Source organism: Streptomyces sp. NPDC059454 (assembly GCF_042749965.1).
GTDB lineage: Bacteria > Actinomycetota > Actinomycetes > Streptomycetales > Streptomycetaceae > Streptomyces.
Window position 1 is genome coordinate 1 of sequence record NZ_JBHYVC010000059.1, and the last position, 17,335, is coordinate 17,335.

Below are 17,335 nucleotides of genomic sequence, written 5' to 3' on the forward strand. Positions count from 1 at the left end.
GCCGCGGGGGGGGGGGCCTGGGCCCCGCGCCCGCCGCGGCGGTGTCGCGCGACTGGGCGGGCGGCGGCGGCGCGCGGCCCCGCCGCGGCGCGCCGAACCGGCGTCCTGCCGCTTCTTGTCTACGCGGTGGGGCGCCCCATCGCGCGGTAGCGCCAGTCGGCCCGCCGCCACGCCTCCGGGTCGAGCGCGTTGCGTCCGTCGAGGATCAGCCGCTGTGCCGCCACCTCGCCCAGCGCCGCCGGGTCCAGCTCCCGGAACTCCCGCCACTCCGTCAGGTGCAGCACGACGTCCGCGCCGCGCACCGCCTCCAGCGCCGAGTCGGCGTACCCCAGGGTCGGGAAGAGGCTGCGGGCGTTGTCCATGCCCTTCGGGTCGTACACCGTGACCTGGCCGCCCTGCAGGTGGATCTGCCCGGCCACGTTCAGCGCCGGCGAGTCCCGGACGTCGTCCGAGTCCGGCTTGAAGGTCGCGCCCAGCACCGCCACCCGCCTGCCCAGGAACGACCCGCCGCCCAGAGCCTGTCGTGTCAGCTCCACCATCCGGCCGCGCTGGCGCATGTTGATCGAGTCGATCTCCCGCAGGAACGTCAGCGCCTGGTCCGCGCCCAGCTCACCGGCGCGCGCCATGAACGCCCGGATGTCCTTCGGCAGACAGCCGCCGCCGAAACCGATCCCGGCCCGCAGGAACTTCGCGCCGATCCGGTCGTCGTAGCCGATGGCCTCCGCCAGTTTGGCGACGTCGCCGTCCGCGGCCTCGCACACCTCGGCCATCGCGTTGATGAACGAGATCTTGGTGGCCAGGAAGGAGTTCGCGGAGGTCTTCACCAGTTCCGCGGTCGCGAAGTCGGTCACCACGAACGGCGAGCCCTCCTCGACCGGCGTGGCGTACACCTCCCGCAGCACCTTCTCCGCCCGCTCACTGCGCACGCCCACCACGACCCGGTCCGGGCGCAGCGTGTCGCGCACGGCGAAGCCCTCGCGCAGGAACTCCGGGTTCCACGCCAGCTCCGCGTCCGCCCCGGCCGGGGCGTGCTCGGCCAGGTACGCGGCCAGCCGGTCCGCCGACCCGACCGGCACCGTCGACTTGCCCACGACCAGCGCGGGACCCTTCAGATGCGGCGCGAGCGAGGCGATCGCGGAGTCGACGTACGACATGTCGCAGGCGTACTCGCCGTGCCGCTGCGGGGTGTTCACACAGACGAAGTGGACATCACCGAACTCACCGAGCTCGGCCCAGTCCATGGTGAACCGCAGCCGCCCGCTGGACCCCTCGATCCCGGCCACGTGCCTGCGCAGCAGCTCTTCCAGTCCCGGCTCGTACATCGGGACCTCACCGCGCCGGAGCTTGTCGATCTTCTCCGGTACGACGTCGAGGCCCAGCACCTCGAACCCCAGCTCCGCCATGGCCGCCGCGTGGGTCGCGCCGAGATAACCGGTGCCGATCACGGTGATCTTGAGGGCCATGAGTGCTCCAGGGGTGTGCGGCAAGCAGTGCGGGCCCGAGCATAACCGGGGGCCCGGGAACGCCATCGGCGGCCTGTCGCCCAGCTCACCTATCCACAACCGTGGACGACGCTCTAAAATTTGAGTTACTTAACGGTAGTTAGCGTGACCAGCATCGCAGCGTTTTGGAGCGTGAGAGACCTTGGCCGGATCGGCTGACTTCGACCTGTACCGCCCGTTGGAGGAGCACGACATGCTCCGCGACGCCGTCCGCGCGCTGGCCGAGGCGAAGATCGCGCCGTACGCCGCCGCGGTGGACGAGGAGGCCCGCTTCCCCCGCGAGGCCCTCACCGCCCTCGTTGCGAACGACCTGCACGCCGTCCACGTGCCCGAGGAGTTCGGCGGCGCCGGCGCGGACGCCCTCGCCACGGTGATCGTGATCGAGGAGGTGGCCCGCGTCTGCGCGTCCTCCTCCCTCATCCCCGCCGTGAACAAGCTGGGCTCGCTGCCGGTGATCCTCTCCGGCTCCGAGGCGCTGAAGAAGAAGTACCTGACCCCGCTCGCCAAGGGCGACGGCATGTTCTCGTACTGCCTCTCCGAGCCCGACGCCGGCTCCGACGCGGCCGGCATGAAGACCCGGGCGGTCCGCGACGGCGACCACTACGTCCTGAGCGGCGTGAAGCGCTGGATCACCAACGCCGGCGAGTCCGAGTACTACACGGTGATGGCCGTCACCGACCCGGCCAAGCGCTCGAAGGGCATCTCCGCCTTCGTCGTCGAGAAGTCCGACGAGGGCGTCTCCTTCGGCGCCCCGGAGAAGAAGCTCGGCATCAAGGGCTCCCCGACCCGCGAGGTCTACCTCGACAACGTCCGCATCCCCGCCGACCGCATGATCGGCGAGGAGGGCACCGGCTTCGCCACGGCGATGAAGACCCTGGACCACACCCGCATCACCATCGCCGCCCAGGCCCTCGGCATCGCCCAGGGCGCCCTCGACTACGCCAAGGGCTACGTGAAGGAGCGCAAGCAGTTCGGCAAGCCGATCGCCGACTTCCAGGGCATCCAGTTCATGCTCGCCGACATGGCCATGAAGATCGAGGCCGCCCGCCAGCTCACCTACGCCGCCGCGGCGAAGTCCGAGCGCGGCGACGCCGACCTCACCTTCCAGGGCGCCGCGGCGAAGTGCTTCGCCTCCGACGTCGCCATGGAGGTCACCACCGACGCCGTCCAGCTCCTGGGCGGCTACGGCTACACCCGCGACTACCCGGTCGAGCGCATGATGCGCGACGCCAAGATCACCCAGATTTATGAGGGCACGAATCAGGTCCAGCGCATCGTGATGGCCAGGAACCTTCCGTAGCAGGGTTTTTGCAGGTCAGAGGCGATTTTGAGGCTCCGAAGGAGCGCTCTCGGCTTTCTGCCCGTTGCGGCCTGATCAGGGCCGTTCATGGGCGTCATGCTGGGGGAATCCTGGGGAGCTGGCGACTCGAGAACACCCGCTGACCAGCACAAACGAACGCAGTCCCCGGCGAGTTGCCGGGGGCTGTTGTCGTGTGGGAGTCAGGCGACCTCTGACGTGTCTGTGAGGTCGTCGGGGTCATCGGCGCCGGGCGTCAGCATGGTTGCGATGGCGGCCCGGCCGCGCTGCTCGGCTCCTTCGAAGATGTAGTGGTAGTGCTCCCTGAGCACGTCCGTGCTGCTGTGGCCCATCCAGTCCGCCACGTCGTTCTCAGGGACTCCGGCGTACAGCAGGCGGGAGCCGTAGTAGTGCCGGAGCGAGTGCGCCTTGCAGTAGGACACCCCGCCCTTGTCCAGCGCCACCAACCAGATCTTCGGGTAGAAGTACGACGCGTACAGGTACCCGGTCCGCGTCACGTTGGGGAAGAGCAGCCGTTCCGGCCCCCACACACCGTGGTTCTTGATGTGTCGCCGCAGCTCGAAGGCGACGTTGGGCGGCAGGGGCACGATGCGCCCCGGCTCTTCCTCATCCCGAGCCTTGATGTGCCGCCGCTGAAGAGCGCTGTTCTTGCCTGACTCGGTCTCCCCGTCCTCGGTGATCTGGAAGTCCACTCGAAGGCTCTCGGCCTTGAAGTCGATCTGATCGCGGGAGACGGCCATGGCTTCGCCCAGCCGCAGGCCGCACCCCGCCATCAGCCACAGCATCGCGCGGTAGCGGGGAGGGCAGGCTTCCAACATCGCCAGCACCTCACGCGTTGTGAGCCGACGGCCCTTGCTCTTGTGCTCCCGGATCTCCTTGGCCCGGCTCCCGGCGCCCTTGACCTTCTTGCAGGGGTTCCGCCCGATGATCTCGTTGACGACAGCCCAGTCCATCATTCCGGAGAAGAACGAGAACCGCTGACGCCGCGTCCGGGCCGAGAGCTTTCGGTCCCTCTCCATCCACAAGAGCCACTGCTCAATGTCGGCGACCTTCAGAGACACGATGGAACGAGCCTTGAAGAACGGCTCAATGGTCGTGTTGAGGATGGACCGGTACTGCTTCTTGGTGCTGTTCGTCAGCTTCCTTTGATTGGTCCACTGCTCCCAGACGGCCGTCACCGACTGCTTGCCCAACCGGTCGTCGAGATACGTTTCGGCGTCGAGTTCCTGTTCCTTGCGCTTGCGCTGGTCGTCCGCTCGCGCCTTGGTCGCGAAGGTCTTCTGACGCTGCTTGCCGTCGGGGTCGTACCAGAACGTCGTCCACTTCTTCGGGTCGTCCTTGGACCGTGCGACCCATGCCCTTGCCACTGAGGCAGCCCCCTCCTGCTGTCGACGCACGGGACCGCCCCGCCGTCGCGCCGGCCACTCCCGGCACCTCAAGTCTGCGCAGCGACCACCCTGAGTTGTCAACCCAGGGTGGAACCCCCTGGGTGTGCTACGTTGGGGGTATGGAAGCAGATGACAGCGGGTTCGAGATCACGCAGCAGCAAGGCCCATGGGTGGTGCGCATGTGGTGGCCCGTAGGGCCGATCAATGGCGGACCCCAGCGGATCACCGTCGAGCCGGCCGAGGGTGCGCCTCCTCGTGAGACCGTGCGTGGCATCTCGACCACCGTCCTGCGCAGGCTCGACATGGCGGCGGCCCTGAACTTGGCGAAGCAGGCTCCTGAAGCCCAGCGGACGCTGGACGAGGTGGCAGCGAAGCTCAACGAGATGGGAGAAGCAGCCGGGCTCGCCCTGGAGGGGGACGGGGTCTCCGAGCGGTACTTGGCACTGCTTGCGGCCACGTACACCGCCATGGCTGACATGGGGGCGGCTGCGCCTGTTCCGTGGCTGTCCCGGCTCATCGGCCGTCGACCCGAGACGGTGAAGGATCACCTGAAGCGGGCCAGAAGGGACGGTTTCCTGACCACGGTCGCTGGTAAGGCCGGAGGCGAGTTGACGGACAAGGCCAGAACTGTGCTTGGCGAGCTGGCTGAAGCCGGAAGCGAATGAGATCGGCTGAATTCCCCAGCACCTGTTGAGCATTGAGCCCCCGAGGGTCTTCGGGGGCTTTCTTGTTTCTTGAGGGACAAAAATGGCGCGTGACAAGCTCATGACGGTGGACGAAGTTGCCAACTACCTGAACAAGCCCCGGTCGTGGGTGAGGGGAGAGCCGCTCAGCGGTCGGAACGCTTGCCGGACTCGGCGCACCGCGCGCACTTGCACGGCGGCCACGCTGAAGTCATCAGAGGTGCCAGATCGTCGCTCGCCGACACCGCCCGCTCGGGCTCCCACATTCGCCCGGAGTCACGGGAAACGCGCATCGTCATCAGCGGTCGGTCAGTGAACAGCCGCTGCGCCGCTCCCGTGCGCGTCACTCGTGCACCTCGGCTTGGTGGCGGCGGAGCCTCACGTTGCCGTCTGAAACCCCGCTGTGGTCCCCCACGGATCGCGCGTTCTCGCGAGCGACCGAGAGCGAGAGGCAGGTACGGCAACCAGGCTTAGGAGACGGCTCACTTCGCCCCTCCATCAGGCTGATTGCCGATGCGGTCGACACTGGATCGGAAGTTCTCTCTTCGCTCCCCATGACGCCATCTTCGGCTGGCCGAGGGCGTGCCTCTAGGGTGTTTCCTGTTCCCGCAAAAAGTCATTTCGGATGTCTTCGAGCAGGCCCCGCATTCTGTCTCCTGACAGAGCTATGGCTGCGAACCCATCAAACTTACCTACGTACAGCCCAACGTCTCTGGGGTCCGTAACGACGACTTCAGCGTGCACGGTCTCTATCGTCACCATGTGGTCATCGCGAATGGCGAATGCGTGATTTGCGATGTCCCGCTGCTGAATCGCCAGCGGTACGACTCGAATATCCACATGAGGCAGGCGCGATATGGAGGCGATGCGGTCGAGTTGTGTCGCCATCATCTGCGGGGGGACGATTCTCCACCTCAGTACGGGTTCCGTGATGGCGAACTGGAGTGATTTCGTGCTGTCGTAGAGAACCGCTTGCCGTTCAAGTCTTCCGTTGATCGTGCGCGTGACGGCGTCTTCACTCAGGTTGTGCCGTTTCAGAACGGCGCGGATGTACTCGGGGGTTTGAAGCAGGCCGGGGACCAGGGCCGGTTGAAAGAGCCGCAGCGTCGACATCTGGGCTTCCAGGGCCTTGGCGGCTTGCTGCCCTTTGTGGACGCCGATGCGCTTCAGTAGCCGCCATGCTGTCGCTTCCGTCGCCGATGCTCGGGCGGCCTCGGTGTACTCGGCCTTGACCTCATCTGAGACGCCGATGGCGGTTAGGATGCGTTCAACGTCCGTGGCGCTCGGTGCGAGCTTGGCATTCTCGATCTTGGACAGCTTGGACGGAGACATGAGGGCGCTGCGGGCCACTGCCTTGGCTTCCTTTCCGGATGCCATTCGCAGCGCCCGCAGCGCGGCCCCAATCTGTGCTCTGTTCACGCCCTGTACTTGGCCCACCATTCGGTGAATGGTTCTGCGTGCGCAAGCGCCGTATCACGGTACCTGACGAACTCCGCAGCCCGGTCTGTCTCCAGCACCTGTGAACCCAGGTACTTTCCTGCCCCGTCGTAGTTCATCACGGCCACGGACTCCGAGTCGAAGCACCAGAAGTCCGGCACGCCGGGCAGGGGATTTGGTTTGTCGGTGATGTCGAGGATGAAGAACTCTTCGCCCCCGGTCATGTTCTTCCGGTAGCCCCACCCGAGTTCGAAGCAAAGATAGTCCGTGAGTGGGCGCGACAGAATGTGCACCCTATAGACCCGCTTCCCGTTTTCGGTGTGCGAGCGCAGTTCCTCCACCCACCCGGCGTTGTAGTCATCCGGCTGCGGCTCTTCGGCCAGGTAGGCGTGATACGCGTCGACGTTCCCGGACTTGCTGTAGTCGTCCAGGGTCTCCAGACGGAAAGCCTCACGCTCGAACGAGTCGAAGAGGTCGCCGAGGGTCTTAGATGAGGTTGTCACGGACGGCCTTCTGGAGCAGTTCCTTCGGGATCTCGACCAGGGTTTCATGAGCGGGAATCTGAAGCCCGTGGTCGGTCGGTGACTCGCCTTGCACCAGGAAGGTGCCGCGATCCGTCGCGTAGATCGTCGGGCAGTCCTTGATGTCGCACGTGCTGACCAGCTTGGTGACCTTCATGGTCTGGGTTCCCCTCCCATGCCGCTGCCAGTGCCTCGCATCTGGGTCGATGCTCCCGAGGGCCGGGCGTGCGGGTCAAGCGATCACGGTTGACGGAACGGGAAACCGCCTAACCTCCCGCATGCCTGCTCGTCCACTGCCCATCCGGTTGTGCCTCTGCTGCGGCTGGTCCCACCTGGACAGACTCTTGATGATCATGGGGAAATGCTGGGGGGCCTCCCTCTGGGAGGGGTGTTCGCGCAGGTCACGGCTGTGTGGTCTGTAAAGCACCCAGATTTATGAGGGCACGAATCAGGTCCAGCGCATCGTGATGGCCCGCAACCTGCCGTGACGGCCGGGGCCGGCAGGGGGTGCCCGGTGGCCGTGCGCTCCCTGCCGCCGCCCGGACGCGGCACCCGGCGGCCGCCCGCGTCTCATTTCCTCCAGAACAGGTGGTGCGTGACTCCGCTCGGGCTGGGCACCACGTCGAGGTGGAAGCGGTCGCGCAACTCGTCGGGGGACTCCCAGAGCCGGAGTCCGGAACCGAGCTTCACCGGCGACACCGCCACATGCAGGGTGTCCACCAGACCGGCGTCGAGGAACTGGCGGACGGTGGTGACCCCGCCGCCGAGCCGGACGTCCTTGCCCCCGGCCGCCTCCCGCGCCCGCTCCAGCACGGTGGCCGGGTCGCCGCCGACGAAGTGGAACGTGGTGTCGGAGAGCGTGAAGGACGGACGTTCGTGGTGGGTCATCACGAACACCGGGGTGCGGAACGGCGGTTCGTCCCCCCACCAACCGCGCCACTCGTGGTCCTGCCAGGGCCCGCGCTGTGGCCCGAACTTGTTGCGCCCCATGATCTCGGCGCCGATGTTGTGGGTGAAGTCGCGGGTGAAGTAGTCGTCGAGACCCCGCGTCCCCCCGGGATCGGTGCGGTTGGGCCAGCTCGCCGTGGCACCGGCCCAGGCGAACATCGGGCCGGGATCGACATGGCCGAACGGACGCTCCAGGCTCTGGTCCTCGCCGGCGCCGATCCCGTCGCTCGAGACGGTGAAGTTCTGCACTCTCAGCAGCTGCACGGTTCCCTCCTGAAACGTCGGTGACAAGGACAGGACTCCCCGGGCCGGACGGACTCATCGGTGTGCCGTCAGAGAAATCGCCGGATCGGCGTGACCGCCGCCTCGGCGAGGCGCTCGGACAGGGGGCGGCGCCGCCAGCGGGCCGGGTCGACGGGCTCGCTCAGCTTGCGGTCGGCGTCGAAGTCGGCGTCCAGCTCGGCGGTGAAGTCCTCGTCGAGGACGGCCAGCATGACTTCCTCGTCGTGCTCCATCGAGCGGCGGTTGAAGTTGCTGGAGCCGATCAGCGAACAGACGCCGTCCACCGTGATGATCTTCGTGTGCAGCATGGTCGGCTGGTACTCCCGCACGTCCACGCCCGCGTCGACGAGGGTCTGGTAGTGCTGCCGTCCGGCCAGCAGGCAGGCCCGCTGGTCGGTGTGCGGGCCGGGCAGCAGGATCTCGACGCACACCCCCCGGCGGGCGGCGTCGGCCAGCAGGCCGATGAAGTAGGGATCGGGCGCGAAGTAGGCGGTGGAGAGCCGAAAACGCTCCTGCGCCGAGGTGATCACCACGCGCAGCAGTGTCTGCATGTCCTGCCAGCCGAAACTGGCCGAACCCCGCACCACCTGCACCGTGGCGTTCCCCGGCTGCTCCTGGGAGGTGAAGCGGTCGTGCTCGTCGTACAGGTCGTCGTGGCACTCGGCCCAGTTCTGGGCGAAGGCCGCGGCTATACCGTCCACGGCGGGTCCCTTGACCCTCACGTGGGTGTCGCGCCACTCGCCCGGGGTGCGGGCGTCACCGCACCACTCCTCTGCGATGCCGACACCCCCGGTGAAGGCGGTGTGCTCGTCGGTCACCAGGACCTTGCGGTGACAGCGGTGGTTCTGCCGCATCGGCGACAGCCGGGTGGGCTTGCGGAACCAGGCCACCCGGACACCGGCGTCGTCCATGGCGTCCAGCAGCTCCGGCTCGATCTCCTTGGCGCCGAAACCGTCCAGCAGCAGCCGCACCCGGACCCCCGAGCGCGCCCGCTCGGCCAGGGCGTCGGCGAACTCCCGCGCTATGTCGCCGCGCCAGTACACGAACGTCATCATGTCGACGGTGTGTTCCGCGGCGCGGATGGCCTCCAGCATCGCGGGGAAGATCTGGTCGCCGTTGCGCAGCGGCACGAGTTCGTTGCCCTCGGTCGCGGCGATGCCGATGAGCCGCTCCAGCCGTCTGCGCAGCCGCTGTCGCTCCGCCTGTGGTGTCACCTGTGCTCTCCCCTGCCCGCTCGTCCGGCCCCCGGGGTGTGCCCCGGCCGCCTCACCTCTTTTTGCCGCCGGTGGTGCTTTCAAGCAGACATGCGGAGCGGGGTGGCGGGCGGGGCCGTCCTGTGGCGGTCATGGGGGAGGGGGCGTAGGACGGAGGGGCGGGGGCCGGGCCCCGGCCCTCTCCGTCCCCCCGGGAGGAACCATGACCCAGCAGCAGCCGACCACCACGGAACCGATGAGCAAGGAGACGCAGGACTGCATCGCCGCCTGCATGGCCTGCCACGGTGTGTGCGAGGAGACCATGAGCTCCTGTCTGCAGACGGGCGGCCAGGACCGGATGCAGATCATGCGGACGCTCATGGACTGCTCGGAGATGACCCGCATGTGCGCGGACATGATGATGCGCCGCTCACCGCTGGCGAACGAGATGTGCATGATGTGCGCGCAGGCCTGCGACATGTGCGCCGAGGCGTGCATGTCCATGCCGGACGACGACCGGATGGCGCGCTGCGCCGAGTCCTGTCGCCGCTGCTCCGAGATGTGCCGTGCGATGGCGGGCGCCACGATGTGACGCCGTCGCCGGACGGGGCTGTGGGCACCCCCGCGGGGTGCCCACAGCCGGTTCAGTCGCCCTTGACGGTGACCTTCTCGTCGTTGTTCAGCTGGCTCACCAGCTGCTTCACCTTCGCCTTGTCCCAGAGCAGGTTGCCGCCGGTGGAGCCCGCGATCGGCATGTTCATGGACGTGCCCTCGCCGCCGCTGACGCCCTTCATCGACCAGAACATGTCGGCGAGGTCGAGCAGGCCCATGTCCTTGTCGACGATCAGGGAGTCCAGGCCGGCGCCCATGGTCGGGTAGAGCTTGAAGGGGTTGAGGACCGTGCCCGGCGTGGCCACCTGGTTGGCGAGGGCGGAGAGGAACTTCTGCTGGTTCTTCGTGCGGTCCAGGTCGGAGCCGGCCAGCGCGTAGCGGGTGCGGACGAAGGCGAGGGCCTCCTCGCCGTTCAGGGTCTGCTTGCCCTTCTTGAGGTCGGCGCCGGACTTGGTGTCCTTGATGTCCTGCGGGATGTCCATCTCCACGCCGCCGACCGCGTCCACGATGCTCGCGAAGCCGCCGAAGCCGATCTCCACGTAGTGGTCGATGTGCAGGCCGGTGTTGAACTCGACCGTGCGGACCAGCAGTTCGGGCCCGTCCTCGGCGTAGGCGGCGTTGAGCTTCACCTGCCGGCCGGTCGCGGGGTAGGTCTTGCCCGAATCGGAGCCCACGAAGGACGGGATCTCGACGTTGGAGTCCCGGGGCAGCGAGATCAGGGTGGGGCCGTTGTCACCGGTGTGCAGGATCATCATCGAGTCCGTGCGCTTGCCGTCGGCGGACCCGGTGTGCAGCTTCTTCTTGTCCTCGGCGGTCATGCCCTCGCGGCTGTCGGAGCCGACGATGAGGTAGTTGGTGCCCTCGCCCTTCTCGGGCCGCTCGATCACCTTCGACAGGTCGACGTCGCGGTTGAGCTTGGAGTCGGCCCAGAAGTACGTGCCGACGGTCGTCACGACCAGCACCGTCACCACGGTGATCGCCGTCCACTTGACGCGGCGGCGCCAGTCCGGCGCGGGGCGCTGCGGGCCGTAGCCGTCACCGCCCGGCCCGGCGGGCCCGCCGCCCCCGGGCGTGCCGTAGACCTGGCCGGTGTTGTAGCCGCTGTCGTAGCCGTCGCCGCCGCCGTGGCCGTCCACGTACGACGGCTGCTGCGGGACGCCGCCGTACGCGCCCTGCCCGGGAGGGACCGCCGGGCCGCGGCGGACCTGCCGCATGACGCGGGCGCTCTCGGGCTGTGCGCTCGCGCTGCCGCGTCCGTAGCGTCCGCCGCGGTGGTCGTCGGGCCGTGCCTCGGGCCAATCAGTCATGGAAGACAGTGTGCAGGTCCGGGCTGTGCGCCATACAAGGGTCGTCGGAAAATCAGGTCACCGCTGTTGCGAAGCTGACACAAATTCCGCAGATGTGACCTCGGCATAAGGTGGAGGCCATGACAGATCAGGCCTCCGCCGCAGCCACGGAGATTCCGGAGATCCCGGGCAAGTCCACCTCGGCGTCCCGTACGACCCTCAGCCACATCATGACCCACAACGACACCAACCTCCTGGGCACGGTGCACGGCGGGGTGATCATGAAGCTGGTCGACGACGCCGCGGGCGCCGTCGCCGGACGGCATTCCGGAGGGCCTGCCGTCACCGCCTCCATGGACGAGATGGTCTTTCTGGAGCCGGTCCGCGTCGGTGATCTGGTCCATGTGAAGGCCCAGGTCAACTGGACCGGGCGGACCTCGATGGAGGTCGGGGTGCGGGTGCTGGCCGAGCGCTGGAACGAGTCCACGCCGCCCACCCAGGTCGGCTCGGCGTACCTCGTCTTCGCGGCCGTCGACGCCGACGGCAAGCCGCGCCGGGTGCCGCCGGTGACGCCGGAGACCGAGCGGGACAGGCGCCGCTACCAGGAGGCCCAGATCCGCCGCGCCCACCGCCTGGCCCGCCGCCGGGCGATCGTGGAACTGCGGGAGAAGCGGGCCGCCGAGGGGTTCGAGGACTAGCCGTTCCGTCCGGGGAGGTCAGGAGCAGCCCGCCTCGTCGCCCCGCACCACCCCGAACTCGCCCTGCCCCGGGTCCTGCGCCCGCACCGTGCGGACCTTCTCGAAGTCGGCGCCCGCGATCACCTTCAGCGTGGCGCCCTGGCCCTTCACCGCGCGCAGCTCGCTGCCGGGAAGGGCCGCCGCGAGGGATTTCGCGGAGCGGTCCCAGCGGGGGTCGTAGGCGACGACCGTCCGCCGCACGTCCTGGTCCGCCGCGTTGACCGGGGCACGGGTGGTGGCGAAGCCGGTCGCCGCCAGCGCGGCGTCGACCCGTCGGCCGAGGCCCGCGGTGCGGGTGCCGTTCTCGACCTGGACGCGGACCTGCCGGGGGTCCACCGGGACGCGGAGCGCCGCGTCGGGGGTGCGGTGCGCGGAGAGCGGCTCGTCCCGGCGCAGCGCGTCGAAGATGCGCCCGGCCTTCCCGGAGTCCCACTTCAGGGTCGAGCCGACGCCCTTCACGGCGTGTCTCATGTCGGAGATCGGCACGGTGGTGAACTCGGAGGAGGAGGGCGAGAAGTTCCGCATCGCCCGGCCGAGGTCCAGGAGTTCGCCGGTGCCGAAGCCCTCGTCGGCGCGGACCGAGCCGAGCACCGCCCGGGTCACGTCCCGGAACCTCATCGGGTTCAGCAGGATGCCGGAGGAGGTGACCCGGTCCACCAGGGCCGCCATGAAGTGCTGCTGGCGTTTCATCCGGCTGAGGTCGGAGGCGCCGTCGACGTGCCGGGCGCGGACGTACTGCAGGGCCTGGCCGCCTTCGAGGGTGTGCCGGCCGGCGGGCAGGTCGAGGCCGGTGTGGCTGTCCTTCAGCGGTTCGCCGGTGCAGATCTCGACGCCGCCGACCACGTCCACGGTCCGCATGAAGCTGGTGAAGTCGACCTCCAGGTAGTGGTCGATCTTCACCCGGGTCATCTTCTCGACCGTGCGCACGGTCAGCCGCGGCCCGCCCTCCGCGTACGCCGTGTTCAGCTTGAGCGGGTGCCCCTCGTGCCGCTCGCCGCTCACGCGGTCGGTGTGCGGGGGCGTCACGGCGTACGAGTCGCGGGGTAGGCTGACCACGGTGGCACGGTCGCGGTCCGCCGAGATGTGCACGATCATGATCGTGTCGGTGCAGTGGCAGGGCTCCCCGCCGAGCCGGTACTTCGCCCGCTCCTTCGCGCCGATCCTTTCCCGGCCGTCGGTGCCGACGAGCAGGATGTTCATGCCGTGACCGGCCTCGGGCCGGTTCTTCATGTCGCGGAACGGGTCGACCCGGGCGATGTCCTCGTCGAGGCCGCTCATCACCGTGTGTCCGATCCCGGCGGAGGCGAGCACCACGACCGACAGCATGGAGACGGTGCGCATGACCCAGCGCGGCTTCCCGCGCGGCAAAGCGGAGGGCGGCGCGGGTGGCCGTGGGGGACGCTGCGGTGCGGGGCGGGGCCGGGGGGACCGCGGCGGCGTGGGCAAGGGGGGACACCTCCGGACGACGGCCGTGCGTGGGATCGTGAGCACGGTAGGCCGATACGATCTGTGGCCCGGTACATCGCCCCCGGCGCGCGCGGCGGTGTCCCCCGTTCGCGGTAACGTGAGGGCCCTATGAACGCCAATCCCGACGTGCGGCTCCCCGCCGTTTCCGTGATCATGCCCGTCCTCAACGAGGAGCGGCACCTGCGCGGCGCCGTCCGCGCGATCCTCGCCCAGGAGTACGCCGGCGAGATGGAGGTCGTGATCGCCCTCGGTCCGTCCACGGACCGCACGGACGAGATCGCCGCCGAGCTCGTGGCCGAGGACCCGCGGGTGCACACCGTGCCCAATCCGACCGGCCGCACCCCGGCCGCCCTCAACGCGGCGATCCAGGCCTCGCGCCATCCGGTCGTGGTCCGCGTCGACGGGCACGGGATGCTCTCCCCGAACTACATCGCGACCGCCGTGCGGCTCCTGGAGGAGACCGGCGCGCAGAACGTCGGCGGCATCATGCACGCCGAGGGGGAGAACGACTGGGAGCACGCCGTCGCGGCCGCGATGACGTCGAGGATAGGTGTGGGCAACGCCGCCTTCCACACCGGCGGCGAGGCCGCTCCCGCCGAGACGGTGTACCTGGGGGTGTTCCGGCGCGAGGCGCTGGAGCGGCAGGGCGGTTACAACGTGGAGTTCATCCGCGCCCAGGACTGGGAGCTGAACTTCCGCATCCGTGAGGCCGGCGGGCTGATCTGGTTCTCGCCGGAGCTGAAGGTGTCGTACCGGCCCCGGCCGAGCGTGCGGGCGCTGGCCAAGCAGTACAAGGACTACGGCCGTTGGCGGCACGTCGTGGCCCGCTACCACTCCGGTTCCATCAACCTGCGCTACCTCGCCCCGCCGACCGCGGTGTGCGCGATCGCGGCCGGGATCGTGGTGGGGGCCGCGCTGACCCCGTGGGGCTTCGTGGTGCCCGGCGGTTACCTCGCGGCGATCGTGCTGGGGTCCGTACCGGCCGGCAGGGGACTGCCGTTCAAGGCGCGGCTGCAGATCCCGGTGGCGCTGGCCACCATGCACATGTCGTGGGGCTGGGGCTTCCTCACCAGCCCGAAGGCCCTGGCGCGCAAGGTGATCGCGAGCCGGCGCCCCGCGGTCCGCGCGGACGCGCCGGCCTCCTGACGTCATCGCATGCCGGGGGACCGGTGAGGGTGGCGTGAGAAGGCGTACGGTCGGCCCGCTGCCGGCGCTCGTCGGGCCGACCGCACAGGGCCCGCCACCGCCGGATCAGGGTGCCGGCGGAGTCCCGGGCGTGCGCCCACAGCCACAAGGGGACGGAACCAGGGCGGCGCGGGTCCCCGGAAGCCTTTTCGTGGGCCGTCGATCAGGCGACGGCCCACGCATCGCGACGGGCGAGGCTCCCTGAACTGCGGGGCGAATGCCGTCAGCCGCAGTGGACGCCGTAGTTGATGCGCGTGTAGTTGGACTCCGCGCGGCCGCCCCAGTCGATGCAGGCACCCGGGGCGTAGAGGTAGAGGGGCCCCGCGTAGTAGTTGTAGACCCCGTCGTCCTGCGTGCCGGCCGGCCATGAGGTGGTGGTGTTGTGGCGCCGCAGGTTGGCTCCCAGGATCTGGGGCGTTCCCGGGGCGTCGCCCACGGTCACGACGCAGTTGTATCCGGTGGAGCTGTTGTAGGTCAGGAACGTGTTGCCGTCGCCCACATCCATCGAGTCGATCACTTTGTAACCCGAACCACAGGCGCTGTTGTACGAGGCCGCCTCGGCGGTGCCGGTCGTGAGGGCCGTTCCGGTGACAGTGAGGCCGAGGACTGCCGCGGCGGACATGAGTCGTCTCGGAATGCGCATGACATTCTCCTAGGTCGGGATTGTCGTGATGGCGAAGGCGACGGCCAGGGAAAGCCGGTTGTCGCCCGGGACGGCCGGCAGGGATGCCGTGGCCCCGCGACCGCACCGGCGCGAGTCCGAGCACTGACGGGTCCTTGCGGGAATCCTGCCGGAGGATCCGGGTCCGGATCCGTCCAAGATCATTGTATGGCGGAGCCGAACCGGGAATACCCGTACGGGGAGATGGCCGGATAGGCAGGGGCGATGGCCGATAAGTGCATCACCGGTGCGGAACCGCCTGCCCGTCCGGGACCCTGACAGTCGGAGCCGTTCCTTCCCGCAGGCCATGGTGTGCGCGACAGCGGCCGGGATCCTGAGGGTGCGGTGCTCGCCCCGTGGGGCCTTGTACCGAGGGTCCCCCTCCGGCCGGGAAGGGGCTCGTCGCGTTCATGCTCGTCGCAGGTTCACCAGGTGAAGCCCGGACTGACGTGCATGCACGCCTTGTCGTCGGCCCCGTTGAGCGCCTGTGCGGTCTCGGGGGTGGTGTTGTCCTCCTCGGGCGCCTTGTACGTCGTGCCCTCGCGCCAGTCGGCGCCCACGACGAGCGTGACGCCGGACACCTCGGTGGAGCGCTTCACCGCGCTCGCCGGGACGCCGAGGGCGTCGGCGACGCGGCGGGCGTCGCCCTCCAGGTCGGCGCTCGGGTACTGCACCACCGTCCGCTTCTCGCTGAGGGCACTGATGGTGTCGGCGGTCGCCGCGGTGAAGCCCTTCTCCCGCAGCGCCGTCACGACCGTGTCGGTGCGCCCGGGCGCGGCGGCGAGGGTGTCGGTGCGGGTGCCGTTGCGGACCTGTACGGCGATGTCGGCGTCGTCGGCCGCCGGGTCCGACGGCGTCTTCTCCTCGGCCTTCACCGGCTCGGCGTCCTTGCCGTCGAGGGCGATGTCCTCGCGCACCAGACGGAACAACTGCTCGGCGTCCTCGGTCGGTTCCACGCGAGCGCCCACGTACCGGTTGGGCATCGTCGTCATGGTGATGCGCTCCGGCTCCACCTTGCGCAGTTCGGTGCTCAGGTCGTACAGCTTCTTCACCGTGTCGAGGCCGGGGTCGACGGTGAGTGCCTCGGTGGCCTTCTCGGCGAGTCTGCGCAGCTTGTTGGGGTTGCTGAGGGTGGCGTTCTCGCGCAGCTCGCGGACCAGCGAGTTCATGTACATGTGCTGGGCCTTGGCACGGGCGAGGTCGCTGCCGTCCTCGAAGCCGTAGCGCGTGCGCAGCCATTGCAGGGCCTGCTCGCCCTTCACCGGGTGGGTGCCCTTCTCGAGTTTCAGCCCGGAGCCGTGGCCCTGGCCGTCGCGCGAGTGGATGTTGGCGTCGACGCACACCGGAACACCGCCGACCGCGTCCGCCATGGAGACCACGCCCGCGAAGTCGACCATGACGAAGTGGTCGATGTGGATGCCGGTGAGCTCCTGCCAGGTGGCCACCGTGCAGCCGGGGCCGCCGTGGCCGAGGCTCTGGTTGGTCATCGTCCGCCCGTCGCTCGCCGGGTACACCGTCCCGTCGTCCGGGTCGGTGCACTTGGGGATCTGGAGCAGGGTGTCGCGCGGCATGCTGACCACGGACATGTTGGAGCGGTCGGCGGACAGGTGCACCAGCATCTGGACGTCGGCGAGCGGAGTGGAGCCGAACGTCTCGCGAGCACCGCCGAGTCGCTGGTTCTTCTCGGTGTCCCGCGCGTCGCTGCCGATGAGCAGGATGTTCAGCGGGGTCTGCCCGGCCGCGTTCGGCGTCGGCTCGGCGACCTCGGCGTCGCCCAGGTTCAGGGCGTCCTTCTTGATGTTGTGGTTCAGCTGCCGGTAGTAGAGGTAACCCGCCCCGGCCGTGCCGACTATGAGCAGGGCGAGGACCGCCGCGAACCACTTGAGCAGCCGGCGTGCGCGGCGCGGGCGGGGGCCGTCCGCGCCCTTGCCCTCGCCTTCGTCCCCGCCCTCGGCCGGACTGTCGTCCGGGTCCACCTCACGCTCGTCGTCACCGAGTGTCTCCGGTGCGGCGTTCTGCGTCACTGCCGCCGTTCTCCCCACTCCTGGCAACCCCTCGCCTCGTGAAGCAGGCCCGTCCTGCGTCCTGTTAGACGCACGACGGGCCCGTCAGTTG

The 17,335-nt window shown here is 68.9% G+C and carries 16 protein-coding genes; 5 read left to right on the top strand and 11 right to left on the bottom strand.

The window, feature by feature from the left end; genetic code table 11:
* Window positions 1–119: 119 nt before the first annotated feature.
* A complete protein-coding gene (locus ACFXAE_RS29030) occupies window positions 120–1,463 on the bottom strand; it encodes a UDP-glucose dehydrogenase family protein (protein ID WP_384720126.1) in 1,344 nt (447 codons plus the stop codon).
* Between the two features lie 181 nt (window positions 1,464–1,644).
* On the opposite strand from ACFXAE_RS29030, the gene ACFXAE_RS29035 reads away from it, so the two are divergent.
* The gene (locus ACFXAE_RS29035) at window positions 1,645–2,802 is read left to right on the top strand and encodes an acyl-CoA dehydrogenase (RefSeq protein WP_384720128.1); all 1,158 of its coding nucleotides are present in this window, start codon (window positions 1,645–1,647) and stop codon (window positions 2,800–2,802) included.
* A gap of 200 nt (window positions 2,803–3,002) precedes the next feature.
* Here the strand turns inward: ACFXAE_RS29035 and ACFXAE_RS29040 are convergent, their stop codons facing one another.
* Complete coding sequence (locus ACFXAE_RS29040) at window positions 3,003–4,187, bottom strand: tyrosine-type recombinase/integrase (protein WP_384720130.1); 1,185 nt, start codon at window positions 4,185–4,187, stop codon at window positions 3,003–3,005.
* Between the two features lie 140 nt (window positions 4,188–4,327).
* On the opposite strand from ACFXAE_RS29040, the gene ACFXAE_RS29045 reads away from it, so the two are divergent.
* Window positions 4,328–4,873 carry a hypothetical protein gene (locus ACFXAE_RS29045; RefSeq protein WP_384720132.1) on the top strand — a complete coding sequence of 182 codons (546 nt, stop codon included), beginning with the start codon at window positions 4,328–4,330 and terminating at the stop codon, window positions 4,871–4,873.
* Window positions 4,874–5,479: 606 nt separating this feature from the next.
* Here ACFXAE_RS29045 and ACFXAE_RS29050 read toward each other — a convergent pair.
* The 5 genes from ACFXAE_RS29050 to ACFXAE_RS29070 form a co-directional block, all read right to left on the bottom strand.
* The gene (locus ACFXAE_RS29050) at window positions 5,480–6,310 is read right to left on the bottom strand and encodes a helix-turn-helix domain-containing protein (RefSeq protein ID WP_384720134.1); all 831 of its coding nucleotides are present in this window, start codon (window positions 6,308–6,310) and stop codon (window positions 5,480–5,482) included.
* The gene (locus ACFXAE_RS29055; protein ID WP_384720136.1) at window positions 6,307–6,831 is read right to left on the bottom strand and encodes a DUF6879 family protein; all 525 of its coding nucleotides are present in this window, start codon (window positions 6,829–6,831) and stop codon (window positions 6,307–6,309) included. Before ACFXAE_RS29055 ends, ACFXAE_RS29050 begins: the two co-directional genes overlap by 4 nt.
* Window positions 6,815–7,006 (bottom strand): hypothetical protein, encoded by a 192-nt coding sequence (locus ACFXAE_RS29060; RefSeq protein WP_384720138.1) that lies wholly within the window; start codon window positions 7,004–7,006, stop codon window positions 6,815–6,817. The genes ACFXAE_RS29055 and ACFXAE_RS29060 overlap by 17 nt, the downstream gene beginning before the upstream one ends.
* A 413-nt stretch (window positions 7,007–7,419) precedes the next feature.
* Window positions 7,420–8,061 (bottom strand): dihydrofolate reductase family protein, encoded by a 642-nt coding sequence (locus ACFXAE_RS29065; protein ID WP_384720140.1) that lies wholly within the window; start codon window positions 8,059–8,061, stop codon window positions 7,420–7,422.
* Window positions 8,062–8,129: 68 nt separating this feature from the next.
* Window positions 8,130–9,293 carry a phosphatidylserine/phosphatidylglycerophosphate/cardiolipin synthase family protein gene (locus tag ACFXAE_RS29070; RefSeq protein ID WP_384720142.1) on the bottom strand — a complete coding sequence of 388 codons (1,164 nt, stop codon included), beginning with the start codon at window positions 9,291–9,293 and terminating at the stop codon, window positions 8,130–8,132.
* A 202-nt stretch (window positions 9,294–9,495) separates the two neighbouring features.
* Between ACFXAE_RS29070 and ACFXAE_RS29075 the strand changes: the two genes are divergently transcribed.
* Entirely contained in the window at window positions 9,496–9,864 is a 369-nt protein-coding gene (locus tag ACFXAE_RS29075) for a four-helix bundle copper-binding protein (protein ID WP_384720144.1), read from the top strand.
* Window positions 9,865–9,916: 52 nt separating this feature from the next.
* Here the strand turns inward: ACFXAE_RS29075 and ACFXAE_RS29080 are convergent, their stop codons facing one another.
* Entirely contained in the window at window positions 9,917–11,191 is a 1,275-nt protein-coding gene (locus tag ACFXAE_RS29080) for an LCP family protein (protein WP_384720146.1), read from the bottom strand.
* A 119-nt stretch (window positions 11,192–11,310) separates the two neighbouring features.
* On the opposite strand from ACFXAE_RS29080, the gene ACFXAE_RS29085 reads away from it, so the two are divergent.
* Window positions 11,311–11,868, top strand: coding sequence for an acyl-CoA thioesterase (locus ACFXAE_RS29085; protein WP_384720148.1), 558 nt, complete (start codon window positions 11,311–11,313; stop codon window positions 11,866–11,868).
* 18 nt (window positions 11,869–11,886) lie between these two features.
* On the opposite strand, the gene ACFXAE_RS29090 is transcribed toward ACFXAE_RS29085, so the two are convergent.
* Window positions 11,887–13,248 (bottom strand): LCP family protein, encoded by a 1,362-nt coding sequence (locus ACFXAE_RS29090; protein ID WP_384720150.1) that lies wholly within the window; start codon window positions 13,246–13,248, stop codon window positions 11,887–11,889.
* 234 nt (window positions 13,249–13,482) lie between these two features.
* On the opposite strand from ACFXAE_RS29090, the gene ACFXAE_RS29095 reads away from it, so the two are divergent.
* A complete protein-coding gene (locus tag ACFXAE_RS29095) occupies window positions 13,483–14,520 on the top strand; it encodes a glycosyltransferase family 2 protein (RefSeq protein ID WP_384720152.1) in 1,038 nt (345 codons plus the stop codon).
* Window positions 14,521–14,782: 262 nt separating this feature from the next.
* On the opposite strand, the gene ACFXAE_RS29100 is transcribed toward ACFXAE_RS29095, so the two are convergent.
* Window positions 14,783–15,202, bottom strand: a complete 420-nt coding sequence (locus tag ACFXAE_RS29100) for a spore-associated protein A (RefSeq protein WP_384720154.1) — start codon at window positions 15,200–15,202, stop codon at window positions 14,783–14,785.
* A 443-nt stretch (window positions 15,203–15,645) separates the two neighbouring features.
* On the bottom strand, window positions 15,646–17,244 hold the full coding sequence (locus ACFXAE_RS29105) for an LCP family protein (protein ID WP_384720156.1): 1,599 nt from the start codon (window positions 17,242–17,244) through the stop codon (window positions 15,646–15,648).
* Window positions 17,245–17,335: the final 91 nt, after the last annotated feature.

Excerpts from the sequence above, each read along its gene's own strand:
- ACFXAE_RS29030 (WP_384720126.1), bottom strand. The coding sequence starts at position 1,463 with ATGGCCCTCAAGATCACCGTGATCGGCACCGGTTATCTCGGCGCGACC.
- ACFXAE_RS29075 (WP_384720144.1), top strand. The coding sequence starts at position 9,496 with ATGACCCAGCAGCAGCCGACCACCACGGAACCGATGAGCAAGGAGACG.
- ACFXAE_RS29100 (WP_384720154.1), bottom strand. The coding sequence starts at position 15,202 with ATGCGCATTCCGAGACGACTCATGTCCGCCGCGGCAGTCCTCGGCCTC.
- ACFXAE_RS29080 (WP_384720146.1), bottom strand. The coding sequence starts at position 11,191 with ATGACTGATTGGCCCGAGGCACGGCCCGACGACCACCGCGGCGGACGC.
- ACFXAE_RS29060 (WP_384720138.1), bottom strand. The coding sequence starts at position 7,006 with ATGAAGGTCACCAAGCTGGTCAGCACGTGCGACATCAAGGACTGCCCG.
- ACFXAE_RS29090 (WP_384720150.1), bottom strand. The coding sequence starts at position 13,248 with ATGCGCACCGTCTCCATGCTGTCGGTCGTGGTGCTCGCCTCCGCCGGG.
- ACFXAE_RS29045 (WP_384720132.1), top strand. The coding sequence starts at position 4,328 with ATGGAAGCAGATGACAGCGGGTTCGAGATCACGCAGCAGCAAGGCCCA.
- ACFXAE_RS29085 (WP_384720148.1), top strand. The coding sequence starts at position 11,311 with ATGACAGATCAGGCCTCCGCCGCAGCCACGGAGATTCCGGAGATCCCG.
- ACFXAE_RS29095 (WP_384720152.1), top strand. The coding sequence starts at position 13,483 with ATGAACGCCAATCCCGACGTGCGGCTCCCCGCCGTTTCCGTGATCATG.